A 20244-nucleotide genomic window follows, 5' to 3' on the forward strand; every position below is an offset into this window, starting at 1 on the left:
AAAAAGAATTATAACCTTACTTTTAGGGTGATAAAACTAAATTATCTTTAGCTGTGTTTATTAAATTTTATCATAAGAAATAATAAAAACCTATATAGAATGAATTAGTTAAACCAAGCTGGTTTATCGCCATCAGTATTTGGTTTATTTACTCCAATATTTTGTCTAGAATAAAGTTCAGGTTGTTTCGCTATACGTACTGCTAAATTGGCTACACTTCTTCTAGAAACTTCTGTTCCTTTAAAGGTATCACCTTTTTGAGTAATTTCATAATCTGATTCATTTTTAAATGTTAACCAAGCAGGACGAATAATTGTATAATCTAAGTCAGAAGCTTCAATTAAATCAGCTGCTTTACGATATTTAGTTAATTTTTCACCAAATTGTTCTTTATTAAATGTATTGAATTTATCTGGTAATTCGTCATAAATACCAGGAGCCGCCACAAATATTAAACGTTTAACATTCTTTTTGTTCATGGCATCTATAATGGCTTGTGCTTCTCTATCTAGGGATCCTGATAAACTTGCAAAAACAATATCTACTTGATCTAATGCTTTTTCTAAATCTTCAACATTTTTAGCATCACCTTCAAAGACAGTGATACGATTAGATGCGTAATCAGGAATACGATGGGCATTTCTTAAAAATAAATCAACATTAAAACTAGAATTCTCTAAGAAAATTTTAGTTGCTTCAATTGATACTTTTCCGTTAGCCCCTACAATTAGAACTGTTTGCATAACTTACTCTCCTTACTATACTGTTTAAATGTGCTGTGTTTTTAACACGCTTACTAATAACTTTACAATAGTCACTATTATAGTGCTAATAAATACATAAATTTTAAATAAATATTATCTAATTTATTAAGAAAAATTTACAAAATTAATTATTTTCAAATAAATCTTCAAATCAATTTATTTATCAATATTAGGCTTTTTTCCCCAGTATTGATAATACGTGCATTCGATATAACCATTAAAAAGTTTTCGACGTTTTGTTGCTTTACGATCAACTAAATACTCAAATTCTTTATTACTTGTAAGAATATATGTTGATAAATACGGGTGTTGTTTCATTAGTTTACCTACATATCGATACATTTCTTCTACTTCATCTCTATCTCCAATACGTTCGCCGTATGGTGGGTTACCAACTAACGCTACAGGCCCTTCTTGGTCGATAGTTAATGTATTAACATCCTTAACACTAAATTGAATAATATCACCTAGGCCTACTTCTTCAGCATTACGTTTAGCAATTTCAACCATTTCTGGATCTATATCAGACGCATACACTTGAATATCTTTATCATAGTCAGCTTGTTGATCAGCTTCATCACGCATGACGTCATAAATATTAGGAGGCATGATATTCCATTCCTCTGATACAAATTCTCTATTAAAACCTGGCGCAATATTTTGAGCAATTAAACATGCTTCAATAGCAATTGTTCCAGAACCACAGAATGGATCAATAAAGGGTGTATCACCTTTCCAATTGGCTAAACGTACTAAGCTAGCTGCTAATGTTTCTTTAATAGGTGCTTCACCTTGTGCAATACGGTACCCTCTACGATTTAGCCCTGAACCTGACGTATCAATGGTAAGTAGGACATTATCTTTAAGAATGGCTACTTCAACAGGATATTTCGCACCACTTTCATTTAACCATCCTTTTTCATTATAAGCTTTTTTAAGACGTTCAACGATAGCTTTTTTAGTAATGGCTTGACAATCAGGAACGCTATGAAGTGTAGATTTTACACTACGACCTTGGACAGGAAATTGCCCCTCTTTATCGATAATTGTTTCCCAAGGTAATGCTTTTGTCTTTTCAAAAAGTTCATCGAATGTTTTAGCATTGAAGCGACCTACTACTATTTTTAATCGATCAGCTGTACGTAGCCATAAATTACATTTTACAATGGCATTAGCATCACCTTCAAAGAAAATACGTCCATTTTCAACTTGAGTATCATAACCAAGTTCTTGTATTTCTTTAGCAACTACGGCTTCAAGACCCATTGGACACACTGCTAATAATTGATACATTATTTCATCTCCTTTGTCTCATATCATATTAGTATATTAACAAATATTAAAATAATTATGTATACAATATAAAAAAAGCTCTCCATAAAAAGGGAGAGCTAAACTAGTCCGTGATATCTCTATAAGCCATGTTCTGTACCATTGTACTCATAACGTACACTAGTTGTACTGGTACTTTGGTGGTAACCATCTGTCTACAAATCTTTACTATGCGAGTAAAGATGTCTCGTTTATACGTTGAATTCCGCTAAACAAGTGCTCCTACCAAATTTGGATTGCTCACTCGAGGGGTTTACCGCGTTCCACCTTTTATATTTCTATAAAAGCTACGTCACTGTGGCACTTTCAAACTATTTTAACCGTATCAATTAATGACTTAGGTTATTTCATTGCCGTCAAATTAATGCCTTGACTTATTGTTTCATCAAGCACGAACACTACAATCATCTCAGATTGTGTGAGCATGGACTTTCCTCTATATTTCTATAGCGATTACCCAAAATATCACTTGTGTGAGTATAACATAATTTTAAAATATTTAATAGAATTTTAAATAGATAAATAATTAGCTATCAAAATCCAACATAATAGCAATCAAACATGCTTCGTAACAAGCTTATATCTTTAAGATACCAATGTATTATTTACCAAAAACAGCTTTTTCAAGATTAGAAATTCTTTTTAAAATATCTACGTTATTATTCGCTGATTTCGAATTACTTGAAGCAAATGACTTATTATCAGAAGGACGTGAAGTTGCAACTCTGATTCTCAATTCTTCAACTTCTTTTTTAAGTTTATTATTTTCTTCAGATAGTCTGACTACTTCATTATTCATATCAGCCATTTTCTGATAATCAGTAATGATATCATCTAAAAAAGCATCGACTTCTTCACGACGATAGCCGCGAGCCATCGTTTTTTCAAAGTCTTTTTCATAGATATCTTTTGCTGAAAGCTTTAAAGAAACATCTGCCATTAATTTCCACCTCATTCAAAACTTTGGTCTTGTTGCCATTGTAAATCGTTAATAAAGTCAGTAAGTTCATCAAATGTCACAATATCACAATTATAAGTCGTTTTTTCCATAAAATCAACTAACATCCTCTTAAAATATTTTGGACTTCCTTCTTGTTCATCATCATAAATTAATAACGTCATATCTGTATGATCTAATATGAATTGATCTGTTTGTTTAAATTGAAAAGGTCCTTGATATTCAGAATGAAATACACTATCTAGAAATTGTGCATTACTAGCAATAGATTCATACTTTGCTATATTGTGTTCATTCCACTTGGAGGTATGACCATAAAATGGTGTGATAATACCTAATTTTAACTCAGGATGTGTGTCTTGCAATTTTAATACTACTTCAGCTGCCCATAATTCAATACCAATTTGTCCTTGAATAAGTACCCATTCTAGCCCTTCGTCAATATACTGTAATAATTTATGTTCTATAAATTGTTTAAGATAATCCACTTCTTTCATATCATCTTTAAATATATTTAATTCAAATGATTTATATCCAGTCACATATACTGTTTTCAATGCATTGATTCCTCTTTATCTTTGATATATTTAAACAAATTGGTAAGATCATAATTAACGGACTTCAATTTTTCATTAAATAACTTCTTACTTGTTTTATTGTAGTGACACTCTACAGATAATTCCTTAATATGTTTAACTAACATTTCTAATTTTTCTTTATTCATATAAGGAAATTGGATTAGTTCATCATGATAATGAGATAATTCTTCAGTTAAACCATCAATTTTTTTTACATAAGGAACAACATCTCGATGAAATTGCTTCTCTGACTGTGTCAATTTTATTTCATTATAGCTTGACGCCATGTACTGTAATTCTTTAAGTAGTTCATTAATTAATGTGTACATAACGATGCCTCCTATATTCTTACAATTTATTACAATTATTATAGAGTATTGTTTAGATATAAATTTTACATTATTACAAATTTTTAAACATATTGTTTTCACTGTTAAAGCACGTTAAAATAGAATAGATAATTAATGAATATATTTAATTATGTGTAGTATAATATAAATATTATGCTCATTTCATTATTATCATATTATAGTTTAATATTATTCTCTTAGACATTGAAAGTGTAATATTAAATTTGTGTGGTGAGTATGATAAATTATCCAAATGGAAAACCATTCAAACTAAATCCTACTAAGGTTGGAAGTAATCAAAGTGAGGCTTCTAGTAACATTAAATATGGTGGACGAGGTATGACTCTCGAAAAAGATATTGAGCAATCTAACAATTATTATTTTAAGCATGGCGTGGCTGTTATACATAAGAAACCTACTCCTATTCAAATTGTAAATGTTCATTATCCTAAAAGAAGTAAAGCTGTAATTAATGAAGCATACTTTCGTACACCTTCTACAACTGATTATAATGGCGTTTATCGAGGCTATTATATTGATTTTGAAGCGAAAGAAACCAAAAATAAAACGTCTTTCCCTTTAAATAATATCCATGATCATCAAGTAGAACATATGAAAAGTTGTTTTCTACAAAAAGGACTCGTCTTTTTATTGATTAGATTTAAAGTGCTTGATGAGGTATATCTATTACCTTTTTCGAAGTTTGAACCTTTTTGGGAAAGATATAAAAAGGAAATAAAAAAATCAATAACAGTTGAAGAAATCAAAAAAAATAGTTACTATATTCCTTATCAGTATCAACCTAGATTGAATTATCTCAAGGCTGTTGATAAGTTGATATTAGATGAAAGTGAGGACCGCGTATGACGGAAAATAAAGGATCTTCCCAACCAAATAAAGGCAAAAATGGGAAATCCAAATCAAAAAAGAATAAGAATGTAAAAAGAACGATTATTAAGATTATAGGCTTTTTATTCATTGCCTTTATCGTGTTACTTCTACTCGGTATACTTCTATTTGCATACTATGCTTGGAAAGCTCCAGCATTTAATGAGTCTAAATTACAAGATCCAAAGCCTGCTGAAATTTATGATAAAAACGGTGATTTGGTTAAGAAATTAGACAATGGTGCACGTAGAGAACATGTTGAATTGAAAGATGTTCCTAAAAATATGAAAAATGCCGTGTTAGCAACTGAGGATAATCGCTTCTATGAACATGGTGCTTTAGACTATAAACGTTTATTTGGTGCTATTGGTAAGAACCTAACTGGTGGTTTTGGTTCCCAAGGGGCGTCTACTTTAACACAACAAGTGGTTAAGCGTTCGTTCCTTTCAGAAAAGAAATCTATTGGACGTAAAGCGCAAGAAGCTTATCTATCTTATCGTTTAGAGCAAGAGTACAGTAAAGATGATATTTTCCAAATGTACTTAAATAAAATTTATTACTCAGATGGTGTATATGGCGTTAGGGCTGCAGCTAAATATTACTTTAATAAAAATTTAAATGAACTTAATTTAGCTGAAGAAGCCTATCTAGCTGGTTTACCACAAGTTCCTAACCTGTATAACATTTATGATAACCCGAAAGAAGCTGAAAATCGTAAAGAAACTGTTTTATACTTAATGCACTACCATCATAGAATCTCTGATAAACAGTGGAAAGAAGCTAAAGCTACTTCATTAGAAGATAATTTAGTAAAACGTACAACAAAAGAACGTCAAATATCTAATGATGATTCTAATAGTGAGTATGATTCTTACGTTAATTTTGTTAAAGCTGAATTAATAGGCAATAAACACTTTAAAAATAAAAACTATAGTGATTTAATGCAAAGTGGTATTAAGATTTATACAAATATGGATAAAAACGTTCAAAAAACGCTTCAAGATCGCATTGATAATGGTGATTACTATAAAAATGATGATCAACAAGTAGGTTCAACCATTCTTGATAGTAAAACAGGAGGCATTGTAGCCATTTCTGGTGGACGAAATTATAGAGATGTCGTTGATCGTAACGCTGCTACAGATACACACTTGACTGGTTCATCACTGAAACCATTCTTATCATACGGTCCAGCAATTGAAAATATGCAATGGGCTACAAACCACGCAATGCAAGATGAATCAAGTTATTCCATTGATGGTGGTACATTCCGTAACTATGATGGGCAAGGTCATGGTACAGTATCTGCATACGATGCATTAAGACAAAGTTTTAATATTCCTGCTTTAAAAGCTTGGCAACAAGTATCATCAAATGCAGGTAAAGATGCTCCAAAAGATTTTGCGTCTAAAGTTGGTTTAGATTATGAAATTGATTTAGGGCCATCTGAAATTTTAGGTGGCGGTGCTTCTGAATTCTCACCTACTCAATTAGCATCAGCATTCGCATCAATAGCTAATGGTGGTACTTACAATAATGCACATTCAATTCGCAAAGTTGTAACATCTGATGATGAAACTATCGAATTTGATCATACAAGTCATAAAGCGATGGAAGATTATACTGCTTACATGCTTGCAGAAATGTTAACTGGTACATTTAAACCATATGGTTCTGCTTACGGTCATGGTGTTGCTGGCGTTAATATGGGTGCTAAAACAGGTACAAGTACTTATGGCACAGAAGTTAATAATCAATATAACTTACCTGACAATGCAGCTAAAGATATTTGGATGAATGGTTTCACACCTAAATATACAATGTCAATTTGGATGGGCTTCAGCCAAATTAAACCAGGCGGTGAAGATTCATTCTTAGGACATTCTGAACAAGAATATGCACAATATCTATATAAAGATGTGATGTCAGATATTACTTCAAGTAATGATGGTGACTTCAAAAAACCTGATTCAGTTACTGGTTCAAGTGCAAGTACACTATCTGTTAAAGATCATCCAGATAATAATACAACATCAGGAAGTAAATATGATAACAAGTCTACTAGTAGTTCAGATAGTAGCTCATCAAATGATTCAAGTAATTCTAGTAGTACAGAAAGTAGTTCAAGCAATTCTACTTCTACCAGTGATAACAACTCAAATACTACATCAACAACGAACGGTAATACTACAACGAATACTGGTAATACAACTGATAACTCAGCAAATAATTCAACTACGAACAACAGTGCTAACAATAGTACCACATCAACTCAACAAAATAATAATAATGATAATACAAATAACAATAGTAGTTTATCTAACATATTTAAAGCAAACACGATTTTTAATTTTAGAAAAGCGTCGTAATAGCTTTAAAAACGACATAGTCTTTTATAAGGCTATGTCGTTTTTTTAATTAAAAAAAGTCTAGAACAACTTTGCTCTAGACTATCTTTCATATTAATTATTATTTTGATTTTTTCTTCTAATTTGATATGAAGCGTTCATTTTAATAAGCTCATTTTTTAATGTTTTCATTTGACTATACCCCATAAAGTGGTATTTTCTTTTTAACATATATTGATATCGTTCTAAAAAATTCATAGGAACAACTGGATATTGGTCTAAATGATTTAAATCAATAGACTCTATTTCATTAATTTGTTTAAAGAACAAAAGAAGTAGTTCAAAATAATCATCGATATATTGTTTTGCTAAATCAGAATTTAGTTGTCTTTTCTTAGCATAGACATCAAGTTCATTTTCTAGCGATTCAAATTGTGATTTATTAATCATTTGTTCCGACTTCCTTTTTCATTGCTTTCATGCGTTTTTGCCCTTCTCTACAATCCTCAAGTAATGGACAAATATCACATTTTGGTTTTCGAGCAATACAATGATAACGTCCAAAAAAGATAAGTTGATGATGACTTTTACTCCATCTTTCTTTTGGAATAATATCACACAAACGTTCTTCTACTTGTTTAACATTATCTTTCCACTTATTAATACCTAGACGCTTTGAAACACGTTCAACGTGTGTGTCTACTGCCAAAGAAGGCTCATCAAAAGCTACACTCATGACAACGTTCGCTGTTTTTCGTCCGACTCCAGATAAGCTTTCTAAATCTTTATGTGTATGAGGAACTTGTCCACCGTACTGGTCGAGTAAAGATTGGCATAATTTTTTAATATTTTTTGCTTTATTACGATATAAACCTATTGATTTTATATCATTCTGCAATTCTTCTATATCTACTTTTAAATAATCTTCAGGAGTTTTATATTTTTTAAAAAGTGAACGTGTCACTTTATTAACTAAATTATCTGTACATTGCGCAGATAATAATACAGCTATTGTTAATTCAAAGGGATTATCATGTTTTAATTCACATTCTGCATCAGGAAACATATCTGCAATAACGTCAATCATTTCTAATGCTTTTTTCTTACTTACCATCTAGATTCTCTCCATTTAACCAGTCAAATTTAGGTATATGTTTTACAGTATGAGTTAATTTAGGTTTATTGAATTTTTCTCTCACTTTGTTAGATTCTTCTAAAGTTGTTACATTGTTTTTCTTCCAATTTAATAAGATACGATCAACATATTTAAAACTTAATTTATCATGACTATATGCTTCATCTAATGCAGCACGTATTAAAGTGTAATCATGTTGGTCTACATCAATCCATTGGTTGAGCGTTTCGATTTCATATGGTGATAATGGTCTCGAAAACAACTGTTCAATATATTGAAATAATTCCTTAAAGTTTTGTTGCGTTTGATGATGTGTAGTTTCATTTTTTTCTTGAGTTAAAATATCACTTAACTTTTCGTAAAAACGATTTAAATTCATATATTCAGTAAATTTTCCTTCCTCATCTTTACTTACATGTAGTGCAAGTAAATCACGCTGAATTAAATTTTGAATAATTGATGTTATTTCTCTCGGCTCCATATTTGAACCTTTTTGCAAAAATTCTATTGAGGGTTGTTTATTAGAAACTTCAGCGGCATAAATCAACTTAATCAAAATGACTAAATCTTTTTCATTTAAACCTAATTCATTGTAATGATCGAAAAGTTCCCTTCTAACTACAACAGGACGAGTTTTAAGTTGATGTGTGTCCATGATACCCCTCTCTTTCTTATTTTAAAAAGTGGGAGTGAGACATGAATAACATCATTTAGTCTCACTCCCCATGTATGATTTATAAAACGTGATATTTTATGGATATAAACGATTTAATAAACGTGGGAATGGTGATGTTTCTCTCACGTGTTCAACGCCTGAAATCCATGCAACTGTGCGTTCTAAACCTAAACCAAAACCACTGTGTGGCACACTACCATAACGACGTAAGTCTAAATAGTAGTTATAACTTTCTGTATCAAGTTGATGTTCATCGATACGTTGTTCTAATAATTCTAAATCATTAATACGTTCAGAACCACCAATAATTTCACCATAACCTTCTGGTGCAATTAAATCTGCACATAAAACTGTGTCTTCGTTGTTAGGGTTTGGCTGCATATAGAATGGTTTAATTTTAGTTGGATAATTTGTAATAAATACTGGTAAATCATAATGATTGGCTATAGCTGTTTCATGTGGCGCACCAAAGTCTTCACCCCATTCAATGTCATCAAATCCTTCTTCTTTTAAGAACTTGATAGCATCATCATAAGAGATGCGTGGGAATGGCGCAGATACTTTTTCTAATTTACTCGTATCTCTATCTAGCGCTTTTAATTCTAATTTACAATGTTCTAATACAGATTTTACGATATGAGATACATATTGTTCTTGAACTTGTAAACTTTCTTCGTGATTTGTGAATGCCATTTCAGGTTCAATCATCCAGAACTCAATTAAATGACGTCTTGTTTTAGATTTTTCAGCTCTAAATGTTGGTCCAAATGAGAAGACACGTCCATGTGCCATAGCTGCAGCTTCCATATATAATTGACCACTTTGAGATAAAAATGCATCTTGATCAAAGTATTTAGTATGGAATAATTCACTAGTACCTTCTGGTGCACTTGCAGTTAAGATAGGCGGATCAATTTTAGTAAAGCCATTTTCATTAAAAAATTCATATGTTGCTCTAATGATTTCATTTCTAATTTTCATTACTGCATGTTGCTTTTTAGATCTTAACCATAAGTGACGATGATCCATTAAGAATTCTGTACCATGGTTTTTAGGTGTGATTGGATAATCGTGAGCTTCATGAATGACATCAATTGATTTTACTTGCATTTCATAGCCTAAATCAGAACGATTATCTTCTGTAATCGTACCTATGACATATAGTGATGATTCTTGTGTAATGTCTTTAGCAAGTTTAAATGTTTCTTCATCGACTTCTGATTTAACGACAACGCCTTGCATAAATCCACTACCATCACGTAATTGTAAAAATGCAATTTTACCGCTTGAACGTTTATTTGTTAACCAAGCGCCAATTGTGACTTCTTGATTAATGTATTGTTTTGCTTGTTTAATTGTTGTTTTCATAATCAAACTCCTACTTTATTTTCTTTTTATACAATACTTATTTATTTTATCAAAATAGAAAGTGAACTTCTAGCACCTGAATAGTGTTCTCATTATTTAAAATAAACTATTTTTTCTATTTTTCAGTTTACTTGCCTGCATGCGGTAAAGTAATTTATTAAATTGTTGAATATCCCCTTTTTTTTGAGAATAAGATTCTAACGATTGTTCAAAAAAATGCTTATAGTTACTATTTGTTAAACGATCATCAAAGGAAACAATGAGTCCCTTATCGTCTTCGTTACGAATCAATCTACCTAGACCTTGTCTAAAACGCGTTACAGCATCAGGTAAGACATAATCTTTAAATGTAGATTCAAATTCTGAATCCATTAGCCAATGCTTTGTATTATATTTATTCATGAATGGTAATTTAGCAATCATCACACATTTAATACCATTAGATTGATAGTCAAATCCTTCAAAAAATGTTGATGTACCTAACAAAATAGCTTTATCAAAGTGATTAAATTGTTGAACGATTTTATAGTTTTGATTTTGTTGTTGGGTCAAAATAACATAATCGTCAAATATTGGTAATTCATTTAATAGCTCTTGTACCATATGCATCATTCGATAACTGGTGAAAAGTACGAGACATTTAGATTGTGTTATAGTTACGTACTCTTGAATATAGTCTACAATAGACGCTACATAATCCTCTGTATTTTTAAAATCATAAGAAACAACATCACTTGGAATATAAATATTTGTTGATTTATGATTTTGAAGTGATGACTGTACTTCATAAGTATTAAATTCTACATCTTCTTTAAACCAGTTTTTAAATGCCTCAAACGAATGGTTAAATGTAAGTGTGCCTGAAATAAATGTTAATGATTTAAATTTCTCGAGCACTTGCTTTGTTAAAATATCCCGTACTTCATAATCTTTTACAATTAGACGTATGGTCGATTTTTGATTCAAATTTTTGATAGATATGAAGGCAGTATGATTTTGTTTTAAACTTTGTTCTATATGTCTGTAATTATCGTTAATGTAAAGTAATTGCTTACGTATAGATTTGATTGTTTTATGGTTAATACCATTAAAAAATTCTAAAGTTTTATTGATTTTGTCTACAATTGTATGTAAATCTTTTAGAATACGTGTAGAATCAAAGTCGAATACATAATGATATCGATGTACATCATCATCATGTACATCTGAGTGTTGAACAATATCGAAAATATGATTAAATAGGGTTTCATTTAGTTCGTGTAAATCAGAAATATTAGATTTTAAACCAAACACGTCAATAGGTGGAATATCTAATCGTTCCAAAATACGTTGTTGCTCTAAATGATCTACTAATTTCAGAAGCTTTTCATTTTCATTTTTCCCTATTAAACCTAACTGATATTTGATATCAGAATAGTTTAATTCATTGGTCACTTGATTAAGAGCATAATCAGGTAAACGATGTGCTTCATCAATGATACAATCATCAAATAACTGATAGATTGAATTCTCTTGATCTGAATGAATAAGATGCGCATGATTAGTAATACCAATTTGAATATTTTGAGCATTACGCTTTATATAATTATAGTAATGAATATCGTGTCTTACTGGAACATAAGTTTCTAATTTTTGGTCAAAATACATTTTCTGACCACCTTTTAAATTTAACTCTTGTATATCTCCAGTATTTGTTTCTAATATCCATATAAGTAATTGCATTTTTAAAATATTCACTTCATAGTTAGCTGTATCATCTTTTAAAATTTGACTTATCAATCCTAGTGAAATATAGTCTGTTTTACTTTTAATAAGTGCAGCATTAATTTTGAAATCTAGCGCGCGATTAATACTAGGAATATCTTTTTGAAGTAATTGATGTTGAAGTAATTTCGTGTTTGTTGAAATCATTACATGTCTGCCTGTTTCAATGTTATACATCAATGCAGCTAATAAGTATGCTAATGATTTACCACTTCCTAAAGGTGCTTCAATAAGTGCCTTATCATTATGCATTAACTGCTCTAAAATAATTTCTGACAAATAGAGTTGTTGTGGGCGATAAGTAAGTTCAAGTGCTGTTGTAACTTCTAGATATAAATCTTTTAATGAACCTTTAAATTCAATTTGTGGCACTTTTAAGTCTTGTTGTTTTTTATAGATAATCTGTTCAAATTGAGCATACTGATAATCTATATCATGATTATGATGTTCTCTGACCATTTCAAATAAAATGTTAAATAAATCATATTTTAAATGCTTACTTAAATAATATAATTGTTTTAAGGTATCTATAGGTAATGACTCAAACTTTTTAAAAGCTTTAATCATTAAATAGGCCGTTGTTGTTGCATCCTCATCTGCTCGATGTGCATTTGTCAGAGGTATATTATGAGCATTTGCTAATTCACTTAATTGGTAACTTTTTTCAGTAGGAAATGCAATTTTAAATAATTCTAGGGTATCAAGCACCTTTTTAGGTTTAAAATGAATATTACTTTTTTCAAATGCTTTTTTAATGAAATTCAAATCAAAGTCAACATTGTGGGCTACAAATATACAATCTTTGAGTTGTTCATATATATCATCAGCAATTTCATGAAAATACGGTGCTTGTTCTAGCATAGTTTCTTCGATAGAAGTCAAAGCTTGGATAAATGGTGGGATTTCCAAATCAGTACGAATCATTGAATGATAAGTTCCTGATATTTTATTATCACGTACAAATGTAATACCAATTTGTATAATTTCATCATGTTCAAGTTGGTTTCCGGTTGTTTCTAAATCTACTACCGCAAAACTTGTATATGCCATATCTATCTCTCCTAATTCTATCCGTATGCTTATATATCTATATCTGCGCTTATAAGTCGTCTAGTCTGATTATCTTCATCTTTGACAATTAAAAAGCCGTCATTATTAATATCAATAGCTTCACCTATAAATTGTTCTCCATTTTCAGTAAATGTTAACTTACGATGCCAAATATTAGATGTACGAATGTATTCATCTCTAATCGTTTCAAATGAAGAGTTAAGAAATTGATGGTAACGCTTTTCAATTTCCTCAATTAAACGTTTCAAAAATTGATATCGATTGATTTCTTCTGAATGGTGCAAGCGAATGCTTGTAGCACGATGACGTATCATATCAGAAAAATCTTCTTCTTGATGGTTTAAATTAATACCAATACCACATATTATGGCCTCAACTGCATCAGCATTTGCTACCATTTCTGTTAAAAATCCACATACTTTTTTATCATTAATATAAATATCATTTGGCCATTTAATCTCTACTTTGTCTCTAGAAAATGCTTGGATAGCATCTCTAATTCCTAAAGCTATAAAAAGATTAAATTTTGGAATCATTGCAAATGAGACATTAGGTCTTAAAACAACAGACATCCATAACCCTTTTCCTTTTGAAGAAGACCAATTACGATTGAAACGACCACGACCTTTTGTTTGTTCATCACTTAAAATTAACATGGTATGCTGATTATCAACAAGACCTTGTTTAGCAATAGTTTGAGTAGATTCAACACTATCATATACTTCAATTTTGGATACTAAATGATTAGACTCTAGTACTTTATTGATAATGCCTCTATACCAACGATTTGGCGATGCATTAAGCTTATGTCCTTTATGATTAATTGAGTCAATATCACATCCATCTGCTTTTAATTGATCAATTACTTTTTTCACAGCAGCTCTCGATATATTAAGCTGATTTGCAATGTATTGACCAGAAATATATTCTGATTGATGCTCATATAACATTTTAACGACATCTTGACTATATTTTGACATTTTCATTCACCCATTTCAAAATTTCTTCTTTGTTATTTTTGATTTTATCAGTAACTATCGCACATTCTATTTCTCTCAATACATTTTTTAACCAAGGGCCACCATTTTTATTAAAATGTGCAAGTAAATCTTTTCCATTCACATCCATTTCTTTACGTTCATGTAATTGAAGGTGTTGAACGACTTGTTTAATAGAAAGAGAATTGATAATAAGTTCTGAAGCGGTAGGAATTTGATTATTTTGAAGTACAGAATAAATATTTAAAACCTTTAAGATATAATAGTCACTATAATCATAAACAAATAATTTCAAAGCATCTTTAGTAGTAATTTGAGGTAATGTTTCAATGATAGCAATATATGTATGTATATCTGATTTTTCTTTATTACTAATTTTTAATTGCTTTAAAGAAGGAAGATTATTATTTTTTATAAGTAAGATGGCTAACCATTGTTCAAATTCAAGAGGTTCATTGATGTAAACACATGTCATATCTAATTCATTAAAAAATGGAATATAATTAAAAATTTTTAAAGATAATAAATTATGATAACTCTGTTTAACATTACTTCCTAAGATTAATTTTTTAAATTCTACAACAATTCGCTCGATTGATAAATATTTAACGTCCGAACAAGTTAATTGCATTGCTTCAAAGGTTTCAGTATGAATATCAAATGTAAGTTGTGACTGAAATCTAAGGCCACGAATAATTCTTAATGCATCTTCTTTAAATCGTTCACTTGGATTCCCTACCGTACGTATCAATTTTGATTGTATATCCTTTTGACCACCAAAGTAATCAAATATTTTATAATTTTTATCCATAGCAATAGCATTGATAGTGAAATCTCTACGTTGTACATCTTCATAGAGATTTCTCACAAAATTAACTTCACTTGGACGACGGTGATCTAAATAATCACCTTCTGATCTAAATGTTGTCACTTCGTAATTTTCATTGTTGAAAACAACATTGATTGTGCCATGCTCTTTTCCAATTGGAATAGTGTGTTCAAATATATCTTCAATTTCGTCTGGCATCGCACTTGTAGTGATATCAATATCATGAATTGTACGATGCATAATGTAATCTCTGACTGCCCCGCCTACAAAATAAGCTTCGAAATGATGTTTTTCTATTTGATTTAGAATTGGCAAAGCTGTTTCAAATAATTCATTACCCATATTAATCCTCTTTTTTAATTCAACATTTTTTTATAGTAATATTCATATTGATCGACGATAAGTTCAGAACTAAATCGTTGTTTAATATCTTTAAGCATATTACTTTGTAATTTTTGATAAAGTTGCTCATCTGTTAATAATTTTAGTGCATAATGACTTGCTTGTTCACTATCTCCTACATCTACAATATAACCTGTTTCACCATGTTTGATGACTTCTTTGATACCACCAGCATTTGAACCTATAGGTACGACTCCTGTAGTCATTGCCTCTAATAGTGTAAGGCCAAAACTTTCTTTTTCACTTAACAGCAAAACTAAATCAGCCATTTGATAGAATTTACTAACTTGATCTTGTTTACCTAAAAATAATACATCATCTTCGATATGTAATGACCTTGCTATTTTACGCATATCTAAAAGTTCTGGACCATCACCTAATAAGATCAACTTGCTTGGTATATGTTTATGAACTTTAGCGAAAGTTTCTAAAATAGTGTCAATACGTTTGACTTTTCTAAAGTTTGATACATGTATAAGAACTTTTTCCTCAGGCTTTATATCGTAAAGCTCTTTATATTGATTTTCATGTTGTGTAGGAAATTCTTTTTCTCGAACAAAATTATAAATAGGAATAATCTCTTTATCTGTTTCAATAATTGACTGTGTTTGTTTAGCTAATGAATGACTGACACTAGTCACGAGGTCACTTTGTTCAATGCCAAATTTAATAGCGCCTTTAAGTGAATGATCATAGCCTAACACTGTGATATCAGTACCATGTAATGTTGTCATAATTTTTATATCTTTTCCAGACATTTGACGTGCTAAAATACCACATACAGCGTGTGGTACAGCATAATGCATATGCAAGATATCTAAATCATATTCTTTAATAACTTCAGATATTTTTGTGCTCAATGTAATATCATATGGTGGATATTGAAATACTGCATATTGATTTACTTCGACTTGATGGATAGTAATATTAGGCAAAGGCTTACGAATTCTAAAAGGAATATTTGACGTAATAAAGTGAACTTCATGTCCCCTTTCTGCCATTTTTATACCTAATTCAGTTGCTATGATACCTGAGCCACCCATTGACGGATAACATGTAATACCTATTTTCATAAAATAACCCCCTTTCTATCCATTATTTACGTTCAAATCGATTTTTATCTCTAGTATTAAATTTATCCATTGTATCATTAAAACTTTCTGTCATATCAATACCAAGTGAATTAGCAATGCAAAGTAAAACAAATAAATTATCTCCTAATTCAGCTTTAACAGAGTTTTCTTCTTCCGTTGGTTTCTTTTGCTTTTCACCGTAATAATGATTGATTTCTCTTGCAAGTTCGCCCACTTCTTCTGTTAGACGGGCTAAATTAGCTAATGGAGAAAAATAACCCGCTTTAAATTGACTAATATAGTCATCTACTTCTTTTTGCATTTGATTTAAAGATTTCATCATCATTCTCCTTTTTTCCGTTTCTTTCTAAGTATATCTCAAATTAGTTGTTAATGCATTTTATCAATTCTATTCTATGAGATATAAAAAAAGAGCGAAACAGAATTCATTTTTGAATTCATATTTCGCTCGATATAACTCCTTGAAAATCTTAAATGTTGTTACACAAGATTTAAGATTAAGTTAGTTTATAAAGGTAGTTTAGTTATCACTTGCACGTGCCAGTAAAATAATTCTAACAAGTTCGGCTACAGCTGTAGCTGTTGCTGCTACATAAGTCATAGCTGCTGCTGATAATACCTTTCTCGCATGTTTATATTCTTTTTCATTCACAATATTAAGTGCAGTAATTTGTTTCATCGCTCTTGAGCTTGCATCAAATTCAACTGGTAATGTCACGATTGAGAATAAAACTGCTAATGACATTAACCCAGCACCAATCCATAATGCAGTTGAGCCAAAAGCACTACCTAATGCTGTTAAAAAGATACCAGCCATAATAATGATATAGCTTAATGAACTACCAATATTTGCTAAAGGTACTAAAGCAGTTCTAAAACGTAAAAACGCATAACCTTGTTGGTGTTGAATAGCGTGTCCAACTTCGTGTGCCGCAATAGCTGTACCAGCTACTGAAGGACGATCAAAGTTTGCAGGAGATAAACAAACTACTTTCTTATTTGGATCATAGTGGTCTGTTAAAAAGCCTTCGCCCTTAACTACATCTACATCGTAAATTCCATTAGCATGAAGAATTTCTTCTGCTACTTCACGACCCGTCTTACCACTTGTTGATCTTACCTGTGAATATTTTTCATAATTTGATTTTACTTTGTGTTGAGCCCACATTGGAATGAGCATAATAATGACGATATATATAATATAAGACACTATAGACAATCAATTTCACTCTCCTTTAATCATATTCTACTGACTATCGAATTTTTTATCAAATAATTTAACCTTTATTAATTTATTAAAACTATAATAAAGGATAAGTGACATAATACTTAGCCATAGCGCGATAAAAGCAACTAAATGAACGTGTTGCTGTATAAAATCATAATAAGGATATTTCTTTAATATATAATCTACATAATCATTGTTAAATATCCATATCATAGAAATAAACAAACTGAGTATAGAAATTTTGAATCGTGGATAAAAATAGATACTTTCAAGTACCATAATTCCATGACTAATAATTAAAAGTACATTCATAATAGTTATATCGTTATTATTAACCATCATTATCAAATTCATAATGACAGCCCATAAACCATATTTAAATAATGTTACAAATGCTAGTCCTTCAATAATACTATTTTGTTTATTTAAAATAATTAAACAAATTGATATACATAACAATAGCGATGCAATAGGACTATCTGGTACAAAAATTAGATAATGCCATTGTGTCTTAAGTAATTGATCACCATACCATATAAAACCATAAATGGTGCCTAAAACATTACATATAAGCAATATTACGAGTATGGAACGTTGATATAATGATAATTCCCATAGTTGTCTTAAAGTAGGCATAAGTTATAATTCCTTTAATTTTGATCTATGAGTGATGAGTTAATACACTCAAAATTTGTGATAATTGATAAAAACGTTGTTGATCTTTCATTTGTAAACTTACATCGATATGATGTTCTAATTGTTCGATTAGTGAATACTTTTTATTTAGATCAAGACTTAAGTGATATATATTATTAAGATATGCAAGATATTGATCAGAATATATTAATTGTTGAATTATAAGCTCATTTAATCGCCCATCTTGCTTATCGTTGTATTCAAAGTGAATGAATATATCAATACAAATATCTTTAGAAGCTATATAATTGAATATTTCATTTGTATTAATTAATGTTTGATCGTCTTTTGTTAATTTAATCGCAGAGAAATTGGAGTGTTTTAGGCCAATTTCAAGGGTTATATGACTTTTAATTTTCTTATTTACAAAATGACTACAATTTAATTTTGGCGGTGAGGCTTTTAAATAATTTAATAGCCACACACTAATTCTGGACTTAAAATGATAATGAAACAAAGCATATTCAATATAGCTTTGTTTCATTTTAACTAATGTGTCATTCAATTTTAACACCCACTCTAGTCATTCAATCTGCTCAATTCTTCATTCCAAGTTTCATTAGTTGGATCGATAATTAATAATTCGTTAAGTAATACTTTAGCTTTATCTTTTTGGCCAATTTCAATTAAATAGAAATAATAATCGCTTAAGAATAGACTCTGAGATTTTAATGTTGGATAAGCCAATTCATAGAAATGTTGGGCTTCAGTATCTCTTTCTTCTTCCCCATATGCATGTGCTAAATGCCACATAAAGACAGGGTCAAGATCTTCTTCATCTACATAAGATAGAAGTGAAATGATGGCTTCATAGTCTTCTTTTTGACGGAATAAATCACTTAAGATAAGTAAAGGTTTATGGTAACCATTATCTACTTCAAGTGCTTTTTTAAGAAGTTCTACCCCCTCATTCGCATCTCCATGTTCAATTTCTAAACTACCGGTAGAAACCATGAGTTCTTTATAAAATTGATTAAGACGTAACCCTTCTTTACCTGTTTCAATCGCATCTGGATAATTTTTTTCATTTTCATATAAAGATTGTAAATAAAAGTAACCTTGAATAAAGTCTGGGTCTTTAGAAAGAAGTGTAGTCATAATTTTTATAGCTTCTTGAGTTAGATCATTTTTTTCATATGCGATGGCTTTTTTGAAAAAGTCATCAGAGATCATTTCATCTTCACTAATCTCATCAAATAACTGTATAGCATCACTATAATTTCCACTTTGTAACGCACAATCAGCCATTCTTGAAAATAAATTAATTCCATTTATTTCATATTCGCCTGTATCTAAAACAACTTCATATTCTCGTGTAGCACGAAGGTATTGTCCATCAAAATAAAGTAATTCTGCTAAAGCAAAATGAATAATTGGGTCATTAGGTTCTAATTCACGCGCTTCAGTTAACTTATCAATAGCAACTTCAGTCATATTGATTTGTTGATATAAGTCGGCTTCTAACATTAACTTTTCAGGTGATAATTCAACTTGATTTAAATATTCTAATGCTTCGTCTGTTTGATTTTCAGACATAAGGCCTTCGATAAAATAAATTAATAGTTCACTTTCATCTGGATACTTATGATATAACGTTCTAAACACTTCAAGACCTTGAGGTGTTAATCCAAAGTTATATAATGTTTCTCCTAAAATAAATAAAGCATCATCATTATTGGATGTTAATGCTTCATTTACACGTGTATCTAAATGATCTAATTTTTGAAGATTGATATCGTCTATTAATTTATAGATATCTTCCATA

General features: G+C 30.3%; 20 protein-coding genes and 1 other RNA gene. 2 read left to right on the forward strand and 19 right to left on the reverse strand.

Translation table 11 applies throughout. The features are described 5' to 3' along the window. Positions 1-104: 104 nt before the first annotated feature. The 6 genes from CD034_RS05185 to CD034_RS05210 all read right to left on the reverse strand — a co-directional run bounded on the left by CD034_RS05185 (position 105) and on the right by CD034_RS05210 (position 3961). Positions 105-743: an SDR family oxidoreductase gene (locus CD034_RS05185; protein WP_002455331.1), complete on the reverse strand. Its 639-nt coding sequence runs from the start codon at positions 741-743 to the stop codon at positions 105-107. Between the two features lie 177 nt (positions 744-920). Further along, positions 921-2057, reverse strand: coding sequence for a THUMP domain-containing class I SAM-dependent RNA methyltransferase (locus tag CD034_RS05190; RefSeq protein WP_002449804.1), 1137 nt, complete (start codon positions 2055-2057; stop codon positions 921-923). A 117-nt stretch (positions 2058-2174) separates the two neighbouring features. Next, an RNA gene (gene rnpB, locus CD034_RS05195) (RNase P RNA component class B) lies at positions 2175-2561 on the reverse strand. 136 nt (positions 2562-2697) lie between these two features. Further along, entirely contained in the window at positions 2698-3036 is a 339-nt protein-coding gene (gpsB, locus tag CD034_RS05200) for a cell division regulator GpsB (protein WP_002449866.1), read from the reverse strand. A gap of 11 nt (positions 3037-3047) precedes the next feature. Next, complete coding sequence (locus tag CD034_RS05205; RefSeq protein WP_002449755.1) at positions 3048-3611, reverse strand: SLOG family protein; 564 nt, start codon at positions 3609-3611, stop codon at positions 3048-3050. Beyond that, entirely contained in the window at positions 3608-3961 is a 354-nt protein-coding gene (locus CD034_RS05210; protein WP_002449784.1) for a DUF1798 family protein, read from the reverse strand. The genes CD034_RS05205 and CD034_RS05210 overlap by 4 nt, the downstream gene beginning before the upstream one ends. A 261-nt stretch (positions 3962-4222) precedes the next feature. Here CD034_RS05210 and recU point away from each other — a divergent pair, with 261 nt between their 5' ends. Both recU and CD034_RS05220 read left to right on the forward strand, forming a co-directional pair. Beyond that, positions 4223-4849 carry a Holliday junction resolvase RecU gene (gene recU, locus CD034_RS05215; protein ID WP_037554551.1) on the forward strand — a complete coding sequence of 209 codons (627 nt, stop codon included), beginning with the start codon at positions 4223-4225 and terminating at the stop codon, positions 4847-4849. Further along, positions 4846-7239: a transglycosylase domain-containing protein gene (locus CD034_RS05220; protein WP_002455328.1), complete on the forward strand. Its 2394-nt coding sequence runs from the start codon at positions 4846-4848 to the stop codon at positions 7237-7239. Before recU ends, CD034_RS05220 begins: the two co-directional genes overlap by 4 nt. 93 nt (positions 7240-7332) lie before the next feature. On the opposite strand, the gene CD034_RS05225 is transcribed toward CD034_RS05220, so the two are convergent. From CD034_RS05225 to CD034_RS05285, 13 genes are all read right to left on the reverse strand, one after another. Beyond that, positions 7333-7668, reverse strand: coding sequence for a YpoC family protein (locus CD034_RS05225; protein WP_002455327.1), 336 nt, complete (start codon positions 7666-7668; stop codon positions 7333-7335). Continuing rightward, on the reverse strand, positions 7661-8332 hold the full coding sequence (nth, locus tag CD034_RS05230) for an endonuclease III (protein ID WP_103288184.1): 672 nt from the start codon (positions 8330-8332) through the stop codon (positions 7661-7663). Before nth ends, CD034_RS05225 begins: the two co-directional genes overlap by 8 nt. Then, a complete protein-coding gene (locus CD034_RS05235) occupies positions 8322-9008 on the reverse strand; it encodes a DnaD domain-containing protein (protein WP_002449719.1) in 687 nt (228 codons plus the stop codon). Before CD034_RS05235 ends, nth begins: the two co-directional genes overlap by 11 nt. A gap of 96 nt (positions 9009-9104) precedes the next feature. Continuing rightward, the gene (asnS, locus tag CD034_RS05240) at positions 9105-10397 is read right to left on the reverse strand and encodes an asparagine--tRNA ligase (protein WP_077699758.1); all 1293 of its coding nucleotides are present in this window, start codon (positions 10395-10397) and stop codon (positions 9105-9107) included. A gap of 96 nt (positions 10398-10493) precedes the next feature. Next, complete coding sequence (locus CD034_RS05245) at positions 10494-13211, reverse strand: helicase C-terminal domain-containing protein (RefSeq protein WP_002488548.1); 2718 nt, start codon at positions 13209-13211, stop codon at positions 10494-10496. 29 nt (positions 13212-13240) lie between these two features. Beyond that, a complete protein-coding gene (locus CD034_RS05250) occupies positions 13241-14212 on the reverse strand; it encodes a biotin--[acetyl-CoA-carboxylase] ligase (protein WP_002449737.1) in 972 nt (323 codons plus the stop codon). Next, positions 14199-15401 (reverse strand): CCA tRNA nucleotidyltransferase, encoded by a 1203-nt coding sequence (locus CD034_RS05255; protein ID WP_002449841.1) that lies wholly within the window; start codon positions 15399-15401, stop codon positions 14199-14201. The genes CD034_RS05250 and CD034_RS05255 overlap by 14 nt, the downstream gene beginning before the upstream one ends. A gap of 14 nt (positions 15402-15415) precedes the next feature. Further along, positions 15416-16534 carry an N-acetyl-alpha-D-glucosaminyl L-malate synthase BshA gene (gene bshA, locus CD034_RS05260; RefSeq protein ID WP_002449845.1) on the reverse strand — a complete coding sequence of 373 codons (1119 nt, stop codon included), beginning with the start codon at positions 16532-16534 and terminating at the stop codon, positions 15416-15418. A 22-nt stretch (positions 16535-16556) separates the two neighbouring features. Next, entirely contained in the window at positions 16557-16874 is a 318-nt protein-coding gene (locus CD034_RS05265; protein WP_002449913.1) for a nucleotide pyrophosphohydrolase, read from the reverse strand. A 201-nt stretch (positions 16875-17075) separates the two neighbouring features. Further along, entirely contained in the window at positions 17076-17774 is a 699-nt protein-coding gene (locus CD034_RS05270; RefSeq protein ID WP_002449792.1) for a zinc metallopeptidase, read from the reverse strand. A 27-nt stretch (positions 17775-17801) separates the two neighbouring features. After that, positions 17802-18419 carry a DUF1405 domain-containing protein gene (locus CD034_RS05275; RefSeq protein ID WP_002449828.1) on the reverse strand — a complete coding sequence of 206 codons (618 nt, stop codon included), beginning with the start codon at positions 18417-18419 and terminating at the stop codon, positions 17802-17804. A 25-nt stretch (positions 18420-18444) separates the two neighbouring features. Then, positions 18445-18984 carry a YpiB family protein gene (locus CD034_RS05280; RefSeq protein ID WP_002449704.1) on the reverse strand — a complete coding sequence of 180 codons (540 nt, stop codon included), beginning with the start codon at positions 18982-18984 and terminating at the stop codon, positions 18445-18447. Positions 18985-18998: 14 nt separating this feature from the next. Continuing rightward, the gene (locus tag CD034_RS05285; protein WP_002449879.1) at positions 18999-20243 is read right to left on the reverse strand and encodes a tetratricopeptide repeat protein; all 1245 of its coding nucleotides are present in this window, start codon (positions 20241-20243) and stop codon (positions 18999-19001) included. Between the last annotated feature and the right edge of the window lies 1 nt (position 20244).

The sequence above is a fragment of the Staphylococcus hominis subsp. hominis genome, from assembly GCF_002901845.1.
Taxonomy (GTDB): domain Bacteria; phylum Bacillota; class Bacilli; order Staphylococcales; family Staphylococcaceae; genus Staphylococcus; species Staphylococcus hominis.